Here is a 16522-nt window from a genome sequence, read left to right as displayed (position 1 = left end):
TATTGATTCGATAGCTAATAATATTAAATCTAAAATAACAAAAGGAAAATGTATTAAGTAGACGAGAGTTTTTATGTTTAGTAAGCTTTGTAAGGGGTCGGTTGTTAAGTTGCAAGAATTATCTATGTAACAACTAACCACTCTATAAATCAACTTTTATCCTAATATACTGCGTCTGTGCATTGACGCGACCGCCGATCTGCATGGCACTAGCGCTATGAGTCACCGCTAAATACAGATAGCCATCTCTCGCCCAAAATATATCAGCAGGATCAGTGATAGGCATCCAATTTTTAAAGCCTGCACTCATAACAGGGATGATCGCTCTGCCTTTAACTTTATAGAGTCCGAGATCGGTATGACCCTCATATGGGTTAGCATAAGCTGAGATGATATAGCGTTTATTTGGTGAGAGATAAGGATAAGCTGAAAACTCTTGAGTTAAGAACCCTTCAACTTGATCAAACATTTGATAGTTCTGACTCTCCCAACGCAGTACTTCAACCAGATGCTGATCTAAGGCATCTATTTGGCCGATATATCTATACGTTTCGCCATCATCGTCACTATCGATATCTACTAGTTTCAAAGAGTCCTTAACCAGTTGAATGGATATGACGCTATCTTGTTTTTTAATAGCGTTTTTATGTGATAAATAATCGACAGCGAGCGGACGTTTTTTCTCAAAAAAGGCTTTATCTATTAATTCAATTTTAAGATAGTCATTGAGTACTTTGCCAGCTAGAAAAAATTGATCTTTTTTGCCTACTGACAAATGCGTTATTCGATTTAACTCATTAGTATCAAGTAATTTGACAGCTACAGGTGTTGCGCGGGCTGATGGTTTTTTAATGGAGGGGTTTGTCGATTTAATGACATTCTGAACAGCCATTGCTGGCTGATAGCTACCGAGGCTAAGTAGTGAAGCGCTTGATATCAAAAGCACTCTAGTAGCAAAGCGATTGTGCTTTTTGCAGACAAACATGGTGATAGCTCCTCTTTTAGGTTTGAGAAACAACCCCATTACTTTACCTTATTTCTATGGTGATAAGTTAAGATCGTTTTTTTAATAATCTAACGGTTGGCGCAGGTGCGGTGGGATGAAAAATCGTTGTCCACTTATTTAACGCAAATAGCACGAAAGGTAGCAAACAAGTATTTATCAAATCATGAATACTGGCTTTGATATCTATACCTTTCAAAGCCCAAATACCTTTTGGCAAAATAATATGACGATTGTCAAAATACTCGCCTAGCAATGCCACGCTAATCACTACCAGTAACGCTAAAAAGGCTCTGATATTCTGACTTTTAATGATAGGACGTAATATAAACAAGCTAAGCAGATAGACGCCAACGCCAACGTAGATGTGCAAAGCATCTTTAGCGAGACCGGTTGTCTCAATGATGTTTAGTTTAAAGGTCGTAAAGTCCACTGAGGTTTCCGCGTATGATAGCTAGCAATAGCTGAGGCCAATAATAAACAATAATTAAAAGGTGAGCTACGCTGACTTCAACTCACCTTGCAAACTTATACACTGTTTTGTCTAGCTATACATCCCACTCGACAAAATTCTTGAGCAGTTGCAAACCTGCGGTATGGCTTTTTTCTGGATGAAACTGAGTGGCGAACAGATTGTCTTTGATAATACTGGCACAAAACGGCTGTCCGTAATCGCAAATGGCGGCGATTTGCGATTCATCAGCAGGATCACAATAATAGCTGTGCACAAAGTAAAAGTGCTGATTGTTCTCTATGCCCTTCCATAAGGGATGCGCTAAATCCATATCGGTAATGGTGTTCCAGCCCATATGCGGCACTTTAATGGTTGCGCCCTGCTCGTCCGTCCACGTAGGATCAAAGGCTTCTACCGTGCCGTCTAAAATCCCCAAACAATCGGTGCCACTATTCTCAGCGGAGCGCTCAAATAGCGCTTGCATACCCACACAAATCGCCATGACGGGCTTATTAAAGATAGCATCTCGCACCACATCATCAATGCCAGCCTCATGCATACCGATCATACAATCACGCATGGCACCGACACCAGGGAAGACGATTTTATCAGCGCTAGCGACGACTTTAGGGTCGCTTGTGATAGATACATCGCTGCCGACATTGGCAAGCGCCTTACTCACTGAATGCAAGTTACCCATGCCATAATCTAATAGTGCAATTTTGGTCATTAGAACGCCTCTTTGGTCGATGGCAGCGTATTCAGCGCCCGCTCATCATACTCGCACGCCATACGTAAGGCACGAGCAAAGGCTTTAAAGGTCGACTCGATTTGGTGATGACTGTTTTTGCCTTTGAGATTATCTAGATGCACAGTCATCCACGAGTGGTTAACGAAACCGTAGAAGAATTCGCTAAATAGATCGACATCGAATTTACCCACATGCGAGCGGGTAAAAGGGATATCCATATGTAGCCCCGGACGCCCTGATAAGTCAACTACCGCGCGGGTTAGAGACTCATCGAGTGGCGCATAAAAATGCCCATAACGACGGATGCCTTTTTTATCACCGAGCGCTTTATTAAACGCTTGCCCAAGCGTAATACCAGTATCCTCGACGCTGTGGTGATCGTCGATAAAGGTATCGCCCACACATTTGATATCCAAGTCAAACAAACCGTGACGCTTAATCTGATCGATCATATGATCTAAAAACGGCACGCCAGTATCGACGGTTCCTTGACCAGTGCCATCAAGGTTGACCGTACAAGTGATTTGCGTCTCAGCGGTGTTACGCTCAACAGTGGCGGTGCGCGCTGGGCGGCCGTGTAGATTGGAATTTTGCGCTTGATTATTATCGGCAGACATAGCTACTCTCTATAAATAAGGGATGGGGAGTAAATAGATACTGAGGAAATATAGATATAGGCTTATCATAGCAAAATGCTCTCATGACGGCTATGGTAGCAGGGTAAAGCGAGGCGCTATTTGCCCTAATCTGTTAAAATACTGCCTTAAGTTTTATTAATGACGCTTTTTTAATTGGTTTTATTTAAACTTAATACTGTTAGCACTCATAAGAAAATAGGACATATCATGCCTTTAGAAGCCATCGCGATTAATGATTTAAATGCACCTTTGATAAAAAAGCCTGCTCGCGACAATGAATTAGCAGAGCGTTTGCAAGCCATGTATGACGCTGATGATAACCAGCCTAGCGGTGGGGAGGTATTAAATATCATCGAGAATGGTTTTAAACGTGGGCAATATCTATATGTCGGCATGTTTAATGACAAACCTATCGCGGCGGTTGGCTGTTTCGATGATGGGCAGACAGATAGCCGGCGCTTGCAATACTTGACGGTGCACGAACAAAATAAAGGACGCGCAATCGATGCTAAGTTTATTAAGATGGTCTATGATGCGGAGGTCAAAAAAGGCGTGCGCCAGTTTGTACCCGTCGATAGCGATATCCATCAGATTATGAGCGAGTACGAATTAATCAGGGTCAAAGACTAACTTTTGAATTGAATTTGATTATTTAGCGCACAAAAGATAAAAATGTCTTGACAGCAAGGCGTATATTTAGTTTAATAGCGTCCTCAGCGAAGACGGCTCGATAGCTCAGTCGGTAGAGCAACGGATTGAAAATCCGTGTGTCGGCAGTTCGATCCTGCCTCGAGCCACCATTTCGTTGACCAAATCTAGCTTTTAAGTAAGCAACTAAAACCTCAGACGTTCGCGTTTGAGGTTTTTTTATGGCTGTTTATATGATGCTATCTTATATTAAAATATTTTGGCTATTTTGAGCGATCTAAAGCCTGCCTCGCAGCAACACTTCACAGCGCTCGTTAGAGTCTAGGTTATAAACGGTAGCGCGATAGTCGATACCGTGACGCCCGTCAAAAAACACCACATTATCCCCTACAGCCATATAACAAAACTTACGCGCATCATAGATGAATCCATCGATCACAAAGGCTAAATCGCGATCTACCTCGGTAACGGTATAAGCTTCGCCTTCAGGTATCAACCGCTCAAACCAAGCGCCATGAGCACTCGTGAAGCTCAGCGTGCTAAGTAATATCACTAAAAATGATGTCAAAAACAGCGGCGAAGCTTGATGGCTAATGGTTGGTTTTTGCATAACAGCTCATCCTGTTAGGTTAAATAATACGGTTTTTGAGTACTGTTAAATTAAATATCTTTGCTTTGGGGCTAATGTTAACGCTTTATTATCACGCTTGCATAACATTTCTGTGCTGTTTATTGGCTCGGCGTGGTTAGTATACTAGCTTTGACTAGTTGCTAAGAGGAAGGCTGATGAGAGAGTTTGATTACGATTTGGATTATGCAAATTTAGATTTACGAAAAAACCCCGAGCTCTACCGCGTGGGTCGCGGCGAGCAAGGCGTACTATTGGTTGAACCGTACAAATCAGAGATTTTACCGCACTGGCGCTTTGCTACCCCTGATATCGCTCATGAGAGTAGCGAGACTATTTTTCAGATGTTTTTAGACTACTTAGCGGACGATGATTTTGTTGGCGCTGATATGGCGCGTAAATTTATTCAAATGGGCTACACTCGTGCCAGACGCTACGCCAATCATAAAGGCGGTAAAAAATACAAAGGCCCCGTGCCCGATGACAAAAAAGGCCAAAGCGGCGCTCATGGTCGCGAAGAGCTCCCACGTCAAGAGGAAGACCCCGTTAAGGCAAAATCGGCGCGGATATTTAAAGCTAAATGGGACGAGTGCCGCGAGAATAAAGAGTATCTCAGAATGAAAAAGGAACACCGCGTGCGTTATAAAGACGTTGAGTAACTTAAGTATATCTAACTGAGTATTTTTAAACTTTTGTTATGCTAAAGTGGCACCACTAAAAGCCGTTTTTAGCTTCTTTGAATGAACAATACGCCCTAATAATGAGTAAAAATTTATGCAGAATAAGCAGCTTTTGATTTTTGATTTTGATGGCACTTTGATCGATAGCGTTCCTGATTTGGCGACAGCGATTAACATTATGCTTGAGCAGCTAGGCTTGCCCACCTACTCACTTGAAACTATAAAAGGTTGGGTCGGTAATGGCTCACGGCTACTAGTAGAGCGAGCATTGGTTGGCAAGACGGACATTGCGGAGGGTGAGCTTACTGCAGCAGAGGCCGATCATGCTGAGCAGCTGTTTTTAGAAGCTTATAGTAGTCTTAAGGTTAGCAAAACAGTTGCTTACCCGAATGTCGATCGTGGACTAAGAGCGCTACATGATGCAGGGTTTACCTTAGCATTAGTGACTAATAAGCCCATTCGTTTTGTACCCAAAATTTTGCAGTCATTTGGTTGGCAGGAATGGTTTGTAGAGGTATTAGGCGGTGATAGTTTGTCTACCAAAAAACCTGATCCGGCGCCACTATTTCATGTTTGTGACAAGTTAGGAGTTATGCTTGATAAAGCGGTTATGATAGGCGACTCAAAAAACGATATCTTAGCCGGACAAAATGCTGGCATAGATACCCTTGGTCTCTCTTATGGTTATAACTACGGTCAAGATATTCGCGACTTCCAGCCGACGCAAGCCTTTGATGACTTTGCGACTTTGACTCGCTACCTTTTAGACAAAAAAGAGCTTTGATATGACTGTACCTAGTGATATTACTATCGCCCAAAATGCAACCTTATATCCTATAAAAGATATCGCCAAAAAGCTAAACCTATCGATAGATAACATCGAGCCTTATGGTCATTATAAAGCGAAAATAAATGCAGGTGAGGTACTGAGCACCCCAGCTAAAGCTAAAAACAGCAAACTAATACTAGTCACAGCGATCAATCCGACGCCCGCAGGCGAGGGCAAAACTACTGTGACTATTGGCTTAGCCGACGCGCTTAATCGTTTACACAGACAAAAAGACGATGGCAAATTAACGACCGTAGCCTTACGCGAACCCTCGCTAGGGCCAGTATTTGGGATGAAAGGAGGTGCGGCTGGCGGCGGTTACGCGCAAGTGCTACCGATGGAAGATATCAATCTGCACTTTACTGGCGACTTTCATGCTATCGGCGCGGCCAATAACTTATTAGCGGCACTGATTGACAATCATATCTATCAAGGCAATGCGCTCAACATTGATCCTAAGCAGGTGTTCTGGCGCCGTGCCATAGATATGAACGACAGGCAACTACGTAATATTATCGGTGGCTTAGGCAAACGCACTGACGGCGTTGCCCGGGAAGATGGCTTTGATATTACTGTAGCCTCTGAGGTGATGGCTATTTTTTGTTTGGCGACGAATTTGAATGATTTAAAACAGCGTTTAGGCAATATTTTAATCGCTTTTGATACAGATAAGCAGCCTATCTATGCTCGAGACTTGGGCGCGCAAGGTGCCATGGCAGCGTTGTTAAAAGAAGCGATCAAGCCTAATTTAGTACAGACTATAGAAGGCACGCCAGCCCTTGTACATGGCGGCCCGTTTGCCAATATCGCTCATGGCTGCAACTCAGTTATCGCTACCCGCGTGGCGCAGCATCTAGCGGATTATACGCTTACCGAAGCTGGCTTTGGTGCCGATTTAGGCGCGCAGAAATTCTGCGATATAAAGTGTCGCCTATCAGGCCTAACGCCCGATGCGGCGATTATCGTCGCCACTATCCGCGCGCTAAAATACAACGGCGGCATCAAAAAAGATGCGCTCACCCAAGAGAATTTATCAGCACTTGAGCAAGGCTTGCCTAATTTATTTAAGCATATCGATAATATGCAAAATGTCTATGGTCTACCAGTCATTGTCGCCATCAATCACTTTGTCAGCGACACTGATGCTGAGGTGGAATTAGTCAAACGAGCTTGCCAAGCAAAAGGCGTCAAAGTTGCCTCAACTCAAGTCTGGGAAAAAGGCGGCGCTGGCGGTGAAGTGCTAGCGAAGGCTTTACTAGAAGTGCTCGAGACTCCAAAACAGCAACCCAGCCAGTTTCGGTTTTTGCACGATAGCGATAATAGTATTGTGGATAAAATTCGCACGGTGGCTCAGCGTATTTATGGCGCTACCGATATCGATATCAGCTCCCTTGCGCAGTCCAAGATACGCCAGTTAGAACAATTGAATTTAGATAAAATGCCGATTTGTATCGCTAAAACTCAGTACTCGCTTAGTGACGATGCCAAGCTACTTGGCAGGCCAACTGGGTTTAGGATTCAGGTGCGTGATATTAGTATCTCTAACGGCGCCGGCTTTATCGTAGTGATTTGTGGCCCTATTATGAAGATGCCTGGCTTGCCTAAACACCCTTCGGCTGAACGTATCGATGTTGATGATACAGGTAATATTACCGGATTGTTTTAAATACTAGAGGCTGTATAGCTATTGATAAATACTGATTAGCAAAATGTTAAATTTATTTGGACTCTGTAGGCTGGCGCTTTTAGCCCAGCCCCATAATTTTGCAGGATTTTAAGCTAGGCTAAAGCCGCAACCTACGTCAACTAGGTTTTTTTAATAATTTATTTGCTTCGATAACTGAGCGCTTCAGATACGTGGGCGCTAGTAATATCGTGACTGTCTGTCAGATCAGCTATAGTACGCGCCACTCGTAATACCCGATGATAACCACGCGCCGATAGGTTCAAGCGCTGCTGCGCCATTTGTAATAGCTGCTGTTCACTCTCGCCTAGCTCCACGTATTCATCGAGCTCACTAGGACTTAACTCATTGTTCGCTTTATTCTGTCTGGTGATTTGCCGTTTATTGGCAGCCGTGACCCGCTCCCTAACTGCTTCTGAGCTCTCCCCTCGACTCCTATTCTGCAAGTCAGCTATAGGGAGCGCCGGCACAGTGATATGCAGATCTATACGATCTAGCAGCGGCCCTGAGAGCTTATCTTGATAGCGCTTAATCTGCTCAGGACGACAGCGGCAGCGATTAGAGGCGTCACCATCGTAGCCGCACGGACATGGATTCATCGCCGCCACTAGCTGAAAATTGGCCGGAAAGGTCATCTGCGAATTAGCACGGCTGATAGTAATTTGCTTAGCTTCTAATGGCTGACGCAATACCTCGAGCACGCTGCGCTCAAACTCAGGCAACTCATCCAAAAAAAGTACACCTTTGTTGGCTAATGTTATCTCGCCAGGTTTTGGACGAGAACCGCCGCCAACGAGTGCTACTGCTGATATGGTGTGATGCACTTGCCTAAAGGGGCGTGTGCCATAATCATAATCGCTATCGGCGACTGAATAAGTACTAGCCACTTCTAGCGCATCTTCAGCGCTTAAGTCTGGCAGGATAGTCGGTAGACGCGACGCCATCAAAGTCTTGCCAGAGCCTGGCGGCCCAGTGAATAGTAGCGAATGCCCGCCAGCCGCCGCTATCTCAAGCGCTCGCCTAGCATGATGTTGGCCTTTGACATCGGCCAGATCGACTTTATAACCTGCTCGCTTTTGCGTAATGCTAGGAATGACGACCTCTAAACGCTCAGCGCTTGCGTTTGGATCTGCTAACGACTGTAAGTGTTTACATACCGCCTGTAGGCTTGTAGCGCCTAGCACCTCGACCCCTTCAACGCGGCTAGCTTCCATGCCATTCTCAATAGGCACGACTAATTGCGTGGACGGATTTGCGGCTATCTTGTCTGCTGACATTTGCGTTTGCGCGACTTTTGCAGTCTTTGCTGCTAAAGCTTCTGCTCTTATCGCTCGAGCCACTGCTAAACTGCCCGTTACTTGCCGTAATTCACCATTGAGCGCCAGCTCGCCGATAAACTCAAACCCTGATAACACTTCCGGCTCAAGCTGACCACTAGCTGCCAAGATACCGATAGCAATCGGCAGATCAAGACGCGCGCCATCTTTTGGCAAGTCAGCAGGTGCAAGATTGATCGTTAAGCGCCGATTAGGAAACTGAAAGCCGGAATTCAGAATAGCGGAGCGTACCCGATCCTTACTCTCACGTACCGCCGCTTCTGGTAAGCCAACGATAGTAAGCGCAGGCAAGCCTTGTGATAAATGTACTTCTATGATCACTTTTGGCGCATGTAGACCGACGACCGAACGGGTATAGACTTGCGCAAACGACATGAGCGTTTCCTAACAGAAGGGAGGTTTTATAATAGAGTATTATCAATTAGTGCGCAAATGTCGTCTTCTGTAAGCTGAGTCAGCTAATTATTAGCTACCCAAAAGCTTTGTTTATTTAAACGAATCTATCATTTAACTAGGAAAGCTCTTAAGTATTGTTATATCATAAGTGTGCAGTTGTACACTACTAGCAATAAAAGGAATTTATTGAAGGCTGAAGATGGTAGTTGTAGTAGTTATTTTATATGCCTTTAAGCCATTATTAACTAAGGACAGTAAAGCTTATGAAAATCATAACACGCGATCGGCGCGCGCCGAAATTAGCGCTATTAACAGTGGCCGTCTCGTTTGGATTGGTCAGTTGTTCGGATAGCGATAGTAGCTTCAACGATCAAGTCGTCACACCTCCTACCTCCTCTGCATATGCTGCTGATATTCAACGCACTGAGTTTGGAATTCCGCATATCACTGCTAACGACTATAGCGGTTTAGGCTATGGCGTCGGCTACGCTTTTGCCGAAGATAATATTTGTTCGCTTGCCCGCGAGATTGTGGTTTCTAGTGGTAAGAGTATGCTATATCTAGGTGACGAAGGTAGTGTGGCTAGCGATGTATTCTATACTTGGTATAACTCACCAGCCAAACGTGCTCAGTTTTTGAATGCACAAGAGCCTGAAGTGCTCGATGCGGTAGCTGGTTATGCCGCTGGGGTTAGTCGCTATCTGCGTGATACAGGCGTAGAAAACATCGATCCTGATTGTGCCGGCGCTGAGTGGGTACGAGAGATCAGTACTGATGATCTGCTAGCCCTTTACGGCAAAGCCAATTTGCGCGGCGGGCTCTCTAACTTTGTCAGTCCCATTGTAGCTGCCGCTCCGCCAGCAGAAAACGTCGTTATGGGTAGCAGTAGAATGCGCTCTATTGAATCAGACTCCGCTACAGAGATGAGCTTAAACTCAGTTTCGTCGACATCTGCTGCAGATTTAGCGGCAGGGTTCGATTTCGATATGTCGACCATTAACGCGATGGATGGCGGTAGTAATGCTTACGCATTTGGTAGTGAGGTCACCGGTAAAGACGAAGGGGTTATGTATGGCAACCCCCATGAGCCGTGGAATGGTGTACAGCGTTTTTATGAGTTTCATCTGACTATACCCGGTGAGATTGATGTCATGGGTTCAGCCCAGCAAGGTCAGCCGTTTATCAATATTGGCTTCAATAAAGATGTCGCTTGGAGTCATACCGTCTCTACTGCCAAGCGCTTCACCCTATATCAGCTTGATCTGGTCAATGGCGATCCTATGAAGTATAACTATACCAATGAGGATGGCGTCGTCGAGCAGCGCGATATCCGCATGGATGAAGTGACCATTCAATTACCCAACAACGAAACGTTGACTCAGCCTGTTTATTCCTCACACTTTGGTCCGATGTTAGCTGTTAATCTCGTCAACGGCGCACTGCCAGCGTGGGGCCAGAATAACAGCGCCTTTACCATTCGTGATGCCGCTGCAGAAAATGCGCGCTCATTGAATCAATGGCGTAGCATGAACAAAGCTACTGGCGTCGAGGATCTCGTCGACAGAATGCAAGATATGGTCGGTCTAGGCTTCGTCAACACTATCGCCACTGACCGCTATGGTAAAGCGCTCTACGCTGATATCTCCACCGTACCGCATGTAACCAAAGAGAAGCTTGAGAGCTGTACTGATGGCAATCTCTTCCTAAAAGCCATTGTTAACTTTGGCTTGCCAGCACTGCGAGGGGATACAGCAGCCTGTGAATGGGGCAATGATGATGACTCACCGCAAGCAGGTATCTTTGGACGCTCAAACTTGCCGTTCTTGATTCGTGATGATTATGTCGCCAATTCTAACGACAGCTATTGGTTAAGTAACCCTCAAGAACCTTTAACTGATTTCTCGCCCTTGCTCCGTCGTCAACTCACTCCCTTCTTAGGTGCTACCCCTGTCGATGGTGTGCCGTTACTTATGCGCTCACGTATGGGACTGGTACAGATACAGGATCGTCTGAATAATAATGATGGTCTTGGCGGTACTACCTTTAACTTAGACAACATGCAAGAAGTGGTCTACAGTAATCGCAGTTATGCCGCTGAACTGGTGCTAGATGACGTGTTGGCCGACTGCAGCGCCAATCCTATTATGCCATTGACTAATGGCGAGACCATTGACGCTACGCAAGCTTGTAATGTCCTAAGTAATTGGGACCGCCGTAACGACATCGATAGCGAAGGCGCGCACGTCTTTAGAGAGTTCTGGAGAAACGTTGGCTTTGAAGAAACCACTGAAAATGAAGATCTATTTAGTGTACGCTTCGATGTCAACGATCCGGTCAATACGCCGCGCGATATTATTATTAGCTCTAAAACTCGTACCGCGCTAGCAGATTCTATTCAGTATTTCCAAGATAAAGGCATTGCCCTTGATGCTACTCTAGGTAGCGTGCAGTATGTCTTTGACGCTGGTAATAATAACGAAAAAATCCCTATGCATGGCGGTCTAGGTACCGGTGAAGGCCTGTTCAACGTCGCAAGAGGACCTGGACCTAATGATGCCGGTAACTACATCATCAATAATGGCCCCACTTATATGCAGTCGGTCACTTTTGATAATAACGGCCCTGTCGTAGAAGCGCTACTAGCTTACTCGCAATCAGCGGATAGCACGCGCCCTTATCATCGTGATCAGACGCGTCGCTACTCAGCCAAAGACTGGATTAAAGTACCTTTTAGTCGCAGTGAAATCGCTGAAAAAGCAGTCGGTGGAGTGCTAAAAATCAGAGAAGACAAATAATTAACGTAAGTAGAACTTAAGCACTTTTTATAAAGCACTTTGTATAAGAGGCCTCAGATAATTCTGAGGCCTTTTTGATTAAGTCTACCTTTATCCATCTGCAAACCATTAACGGCAATCAAATAAATAGCAGACATATAAAACCACTGAATTACCCTAATAGAGCTAAGGATTTGCTACAATACAAACTATTGATTCAGCCATTTTTTTGATAAAACAGTCCTAAACAGCCTATCTGTTTTTAGCTGAATCTTCAGCTGACTATCATTGCCGCTAACGTGAAAGGAGCGCCGCATGACAGAGTATTCAACCCCTTCTAATCCAAATCACTCTCAACAGCCTTATAATCATGCAGGTGAGCAGCCTACTACTGCTCGTCCTGTCGTTGAAGTTGCAAACCCTTACGCTAGCCTACGCGGCGATAGTGGCAATAAACAGTTGCCTAGCTTTGATCAGGCACTTATTAATAAATACAATCGCTCAGGACCACGCTACACCTCTTACCCGACCGCTTTAGAGTTCTCAGAGATAGCTGATGGTTTAGAGACCAAAATCCTCCAGAGCCGTGAAACACGCGCGCCATTATCGTTATATTTTCATATCCCCTTTTGTCGTCATCTGTGCTACTACTGCGCTTGTAATAAAATCATTACTAAAAAGAACAGCGACTCAGGCGATTATCTAGAATACTTATTTAGCGAGATTAAACACAAACGCCGTTTATTGGCAGTTGAAGAAGGCAAAAAACCACTGGTTAAGCAGCTGCACTTAGGCGGGGGTACGCCAACATTCTTGCGTGATGAAGAGTTAGTACGGTTGTGGGAGTTTTTGCAAACTCAGTTTGAATTTTTGCCTGAAGATGAAGGCGATTATTCTATTGAGATTGATCCACGTGAACTGGGTGATAACACTTTACAGACACTACGCAATCTTGGCTTTAACCGAATTAGCTTAGGGGTACAGGATCTAGAAGAAGCGGTGCAAATTGCGGTAAATCGCGTGCACTCAGCAGAGCTTATTGCTAATATTTTGACTGAGGCAAGAGCGCTTGGCTTTCATTCGATCAATCTCGATCTAATTTATGGTCTGCCGCATCAAACGCCTGAGACTTTGCACAAAACGGTACAACGCATTATTGAGATGGCACCGGATCGGTTATCGGTATTTAATTACGCGCATCTGCCAGAACGCTTTAAAGCACAGCGGCAGATCAAAGATGAGGACTTGCCAAGTCCAAGCGACAAGCTAACGATGCTTGCTGATACGGTAAATACACTGACCGAGGCCGGCTATCAGTACATAGGTATTGACCATTTTGCTAAACCCGATGATGAGTTAGCGATAGCACAGCGTGCGGGCAAACTGCACCGTAATTTTCAGGGCTATACCATCATGGGTGATTGCGATTTGTTAGGCTTTGGGGTCTCCGCTATTAGCCAGATTGCCAATAGCAGCAACCGTTATATTATGCAAAACCATACTGACCTGCAGGTTTATCAAGAGACTATTAACGCAGCACGCAGCAACCCTAACGTTATGCCCGCGGCGAAAGTCATTAAAACCTCTATCAAAGATCGTCTGCGAGAGTATGTGATTATGAATCTACTCTGTCATGACTATATCGACTTCAAAGATGTGAATCAAAAGTTCGGTATCGATGCAATTACTTACTTCATTGATGAGATTGAGCAGCTTGGCGCTATGCAAGAAGATAAGCTTATCGATATGGACGCGGCGGGTATCCGTATTATGCCCAAAGGCCGTTTTTTAGGACGTAACGTAGCGATGGTATTCGATGAGTATCTAAACAAAAAGCACAAGAATCGCTTTTCTAAAGTGATTTAATAAGCTTTAAAAACAGATAGTAGAGAACGAAAAGACCTCAATTGAGGTCTTTTTAGAGCTAAAAATAAAATTTGAGCAAGTCGTTGTTTAAACCTTGAGCTTGTCGCCAACCATACCTTTGACCGTACTTAAGATATCAGCCGGCAATACCACCATTTTTGAATTATCAGATTCAGCCAATTGTCGAATCGACTTAATGTACTGCTCACCTAACAGGTACACAATAGGCATCTCTTCATCGCCCATCGCCGCAGTAATCAAGCGAATGGATTCCTCAGAACCTTTGGCTAGGACCACTTGCGCTTCTGCATCACGGCGTGAAGCTTCTAAGCGGCCGTCCGCCTCTAAGATAGCCGCTTGCTTTTGCCCATCGGCGCGAGTAACGGTAGCACGGCGTAGACGCTCAGCAGCGGCCTGTTCTTCCATCGACGCTTGCATGGTTTGTGAGGGATTAATATCTTGAATCTCAACCGTCTTAAGCGTAATTCCCCAATCAGCAATATCTTCTGAGATAGCATTTTTGAGTAGCGCTTTGATCTCATCACGACTAGACAAAGCGTTATCTAAATCCATCTCACCGATGATTGAGCGCAAGGAAGTCTGTACCAAATTACGAATACCGTATTCATAATCTTCAATACCATAAACGGCTTTGTCTGGGCGTACGATATTGATATAAGCCACAGCGTTGGCGATGATTACCACGTTATCGCGAGTGATAACCTCTTGTGAGGGAATATCTAAAACGATATCTTTGGTAGTGACTTTATAGGCTACTCTATCGATAAAAGGAATGATCAGCGTCAGACCAGGCTCAAGCGTCTGATTAAATTTACCTAAGCGCTGAACCACCCACTTGTAACCTTGAGGAACAATCCTTACCCCTTTAAAAACGGTAAAGATAATCAAGGCAATTAGTACCACCATGACGATACCGCCACCACCTAAGATACCTAAAATACTGTTCATAACGCTCTCCTTGAACCTTTGCCATAAATGACGCAGCAATAGGTCATATTTATTTCAGCTTCCTAATTTCTTTTATCTCTTCTATCTTGCTACTTCATGCTCTAATTTGAAAATATTATTGGCATATACGGACTACTTATCCGTAAATTTATTTTTTAGACGTACCCTATCTAGGTTAGGTTTATTTAGGTTTAAGCGGCTACTTTTGGTTTTTCCTTTAAGAGCTTGAGTCTCTACTTTAGGCGCAATATTAGGCTGTACTTCAGTTGTGGCCGCCGTGATGCGCTGAGTCGGAGCGACCATGAGCTCATTACCTATGATACCTGTCACTACTACCCTATCGCCAACCTCTACTACCTTGCCTTCGGTACGGCAAGGCCATTCATCCGCGCCAACTATTGGAACATTGAAACGTACCATGCCAGATTTATCAGCTTGCGGCTTGAGCACTATCATACCAGTCTCACCAACGATCACGCTGCCACCTAGTCCTGCTTTGGTACGGTTTACCGATAGGGGCTTAATATACTTGATCCAAGCGAACATAAATAGCACAGATAGTGCAAGCCATATGAGCACCTGTGCTACAACAGGAATAGGCAATAACCAAGACAACGCTGCAACAATCACAGCAGCAGCACCGAACCAAAGGCTAGCAAAGGTGGGAATAAAAATCTCAGCAATCATCAATAAGAAACCTAGTACCAACCAATGCCAAGGTTCCAGCATCCAAATAGTCTCAATCATTGCGGCGACTCCCTTTATTGTTCTAGCTTTTAATGTAGCACATCTCGGTTATTAATATTATCTTAAAAATCAATATCATACTGTTATTTATAACTTAAGAGCATTCACCATATAAAAGTTATGATTCTGCATAAGATTAAAAGGACTTTGACCTAAAATTATACAAAAAAAAACGACCACCGAAGTGATCGTTTTATCGTGCTAGCTGAGCTAAAAAGTAAATCTTAGCTTATAAATTCAGACTAGAATTTTAGATGAGCACCAACAGTGATAAGCTTGGCATCGACATCGCTATCCATCATAGAATATTCAGCTTCTACACCAAAGTCAGGATTAACTGAATAACCTAGACCAACACCACCGGCGATACCAGTATCACTGCTAGAGTTTGAGACCTTAACTGGACCAACGGTATAGTCACCTTCTACTTTAGTTTTTGCTACCCCAAGCTTACCTTTAGCATATAAGCCTGTATTTGGGAAAGAATAACGGTAAGTACCATAAGCACCGTAAGTCTTAGCATCTAAATCACCGTTTCTATAGTCAGCATCATCTGATCCTACGTATTCAGCTTCTAGACCGAAATTAGGGTCAAAGTTATAACCACCGTAGATACCATATGCAGTTGGATCATCAGCGTTATCAACGTCTAAGTCGAATTGACCAACTTTAACACCAACATATGGCTGACCGGCATAGCCACTACCATAAGTTACGGCAGCTTGTGCGCCTACACTTACTAAAGAACCAGCGGCTAGTGCTAATAGAGTTTTCTGTAAAGTTTTCATCTTTATCTCCTGAGTTTCATATTTTGACAAACAAGTTAGTACTTAAATTAGTTATTAAGGCTTTTTTCAGCCTTATCGCCCTGTTTGCTAACGATGAATATATAGTAACAAAACATGTCATACGCTGTGTCTACGTTTGAGGGCATACGGGTTAAGATTTGCAAGCAAATATCAGTAACTAAGTTACAAAGACTGAGATATGAAATCTTTTGTTACATAACTAGATTTTTTATAAAATTTATGTCCATCCGCACTCATAATGACTCAATTAGTGATAACGACTAACCAATAAAAAAACGCACCTCGACAGGTGCGTTTTTCTAATACTTA

The 16522-nt window shown here is 44.1% G+C and carries 14 protein-coding genes, 1 tRNA gene and 1 pseudogene; 7 read left to right on the top strand and 9 right to left on the bottom strand.

Annotated features, from left to right (window positions below):
• Positions 1–142 precede the first annotated feature (142 nt).
• The 4 genes from ACTXGJ_RS10285 to hisB form a co-directional block, all read right to left on the bottom strand.
• Positions 143–985 (bottom strand): hypothetical protein, encoded by an 843-nt coding sequence (locus ACTXGJ_RS10285; RefSeq protein WP_443565898.1) that lies wholly within the window; start codon positions 983–985, stop codon positions 143–145.
• 67 nt (positions 986–1052) lie between these two features.
• On the bottom strand, positions 1053–1436 hold the full coding sequence (locus tag ACTXGJ_RS10280) for a hypothetical protein (protein ID WP_443565896.1): 384 nt from the start codon (positions 1434–1436) through the stop codon (positions 1053–1055).
• 115 nt (positions 1437–1551) lie between these two features.
• Positions 1552–2187 (bottom strand): imidazole glycerol phosphate synthase subunit HisH, encoded by a 636-nt coding sequence (hisH, locus tag ACTXGJ_RS10275; RefSeq protein ID WP_443565895.1) that lies wholly within the window; start codon positions 2185–2187, stop codon positions 1552–1554.
• Complete coding sequence (gene hisB, locus ACTXGJ_RS10270; protein WP_439241989.1) at positions 2187–2825, bottom strand: imidazoleglycerol-phosphate dehydratase HisB; 639 nt, start codon at positions 2823–2825, stop codon at positions 2187–2189. The genes hisH and hisB overlap by 1 nt, the downstream gene beginning before the upstream one ends.
• A 228-nt stretch (positions 2826–3053) precedes the next feature.
• On the opposite strand from hisB, the gene ACTXGJ_RS10265 reads away from it, so the two are divergent.
• Together ACTXGJ_RS10265 and ACTXGJ_RS10260 are read left to right on the top strand one after the other, a co-directional pair.
• On the top strand, positions 3054–3476 hold the full coding sequence (locus tag ACTXGJ_RS10265) for a hypothetical protein (protein WP_443565893.1): 423 nt from the start codon (positions 3054–3056) through the stop codon (positions 3474–3476).
• Positions 3477–3570: 94 nt separating this feature from the next.
• A tRNA-Phe gene (locus tag ACTXGJ_RS10260) sits at positions 3571–3646 on the top strand.
• Positions 3647–3771: 125 nt separating this feature from the next.
• On the opposite strand, the gene ACTXGJ_RS10255 is transcribed toward ACTXGJ_RS10260, so the two are convergent.
• Positions 3772–4104: a hypothetical protein gene (locus ACTXGJ_RS10255; RefSeq protein WP_439241993.1), complete on the bottom strand. Its 333-nt coding sequence runs from the start codon at positions 4102–4104 to the stop codon at positions 3772–3774.
• Between the two features lie 176 nt (positions 4105–4280).
• On the opposite strand from ACTXGJ_RS10255, the gene ACTXGJ_RS10250 reads away from it, so the two are divergent.
• The 3 genes from ACTXGJ_RS10250 (at position 4281) to ACTXGJ_RS10240 (ending at position 7297) form a co-directional block, all read left to right on the top strand.
• Complete coding sequence (locus tag ACTXGJ_RS10250; protein WP_443565891.1) at positions 4281–4781, top strand: DUF4385 domain-containing protein; 501 nt, start codon at positions 4281–4283, stop codon at positions 4779–4781.
• A 115-nt stretch (positions 4782–4896) separates the two neighbouring features.
• Positions 4897–5586 (top strand): phosphoglycolate phosphatase, encoded by a 690-nt coding sequence (locus ACTXGJ_RS10245; RefSeq protein ID WP_443565889.1) that lies wholly within the window; start codon positions 4897–4899, stop codon positions 5584–5586.
• A gap of 1 nt (position 5587) precedes the next feature.
• Positions 5588–7297 carry a formate--tetrahydrofolate ligase gene (locus tag ACTXGJ_RS10240; protein WP_443565887.1) on the top strand — a complete coding sequence of 570 codons (1710 nt, stop codon included), beginning with the start codon at positions 5588–5590 and terminating at the stop codon, positions 7295–7297.
• 158 nt (positions 7298–7455) lie between these two features.
• Here ACTXGJ_RS10240 and ACTXGJ_RS10235 read toward each other — a convergent pair whose 3' ends face one another.
• Positions 7456–9027 carry a YifB family Mg chelatase-like AAA ATPase gene (locus tag ACTXGJ_RS10235; RefSeq protein ID WP_443565885.1) on the bottom strand — a complete coding sequence of 524 codons (1572 nt, stop codon included), beginning with the start codon at positions 9025–9027 and terminating at the stop codon, positions 7456–7458.
• Between the two features lie 284 nt (positions 9028–9311).
• Here ACTXGJ_RS10235 and ACTXGJ_RS10230 point away from each other — a divergent pair, with 284 nt between their 5' ends.
• Positions 9312–11843, top strand: a complete 2532-nt coding sequence (locus ACTXGJ_RS10230) for a penicillin acylase family protein (protein WP_443565884.1) — start codon at positions 9312–9314, stop codon at positions 11841–11843.
• A gap of 294 nt (positions 11844–12137) precedes the next feature.
• Positions 12138–13688, top strand: coding sequence for an oxygen-independent coproporphyrinogen III oxidase (gene hemN / locus ACTXGJ_RS10225; RefSeq protein WP_439242005.1), 1551 nt, complete (start codon positions 12138–12140; stop codon positions 13686–13688).
• A gap of 87 nt (positions 13689–13775) precedes the next feature.
• On the opposite strand, the gene ACTXGJ_RS10220 is transcribed toward hemN, so the two are convergent.
• The 3 genes and pseudogenes from ACTXGJ_RS10220 to ACTXGJ_RS10210 all read right to left on the bottom strand — a co-directional run bounded on the left by ACTXGJ_RS10220 (position 13776) and on the right by ACTXGJ_RS10210 (position 16192).
• Positions 13776–14657, bottom strand: a complete 882-nt coding sequence (locus tag ACTXGJ_RS10220) for an SPFH domain-containing protein (protein ID WP_439242007.1) — start codon at positions 14655–14657, stop codon at positions 13776–13778.
• 291 nt (positions 14658–14948) lie between these two features.
• Positions 14949–15404, bottom strand: a pseudogene (locus tag ACTXGJ_RS10215) (NfeD family protein); the annotation flags it as partial.
• A 242-nt stretch (positions 15405–15646) separates the two neighbouring features.
• A complete protein-coding gene (locus ACTXGJ_RS10210) occupies positions 15647–16192 on the bottom strand; it encodes a porin family protein (protein WP_439242009.1) in 546 nt (181 codons plus the stop codon).
• Positions 16193–16522 lie beyond the last annotated feature (330 nt).

This window comes from Psychrobacter sp. 1Y11 (genome assembly GCF_052259045.1).
Lineage (GTDB): Bacteria > Pseudomonadota > Gammaproteobacteria > Pseudomonadales > Moraxellaceae > Psychrobacter.
This window is presented reverse-complemented; position numbering and strand designations above follow the sequence as displayed.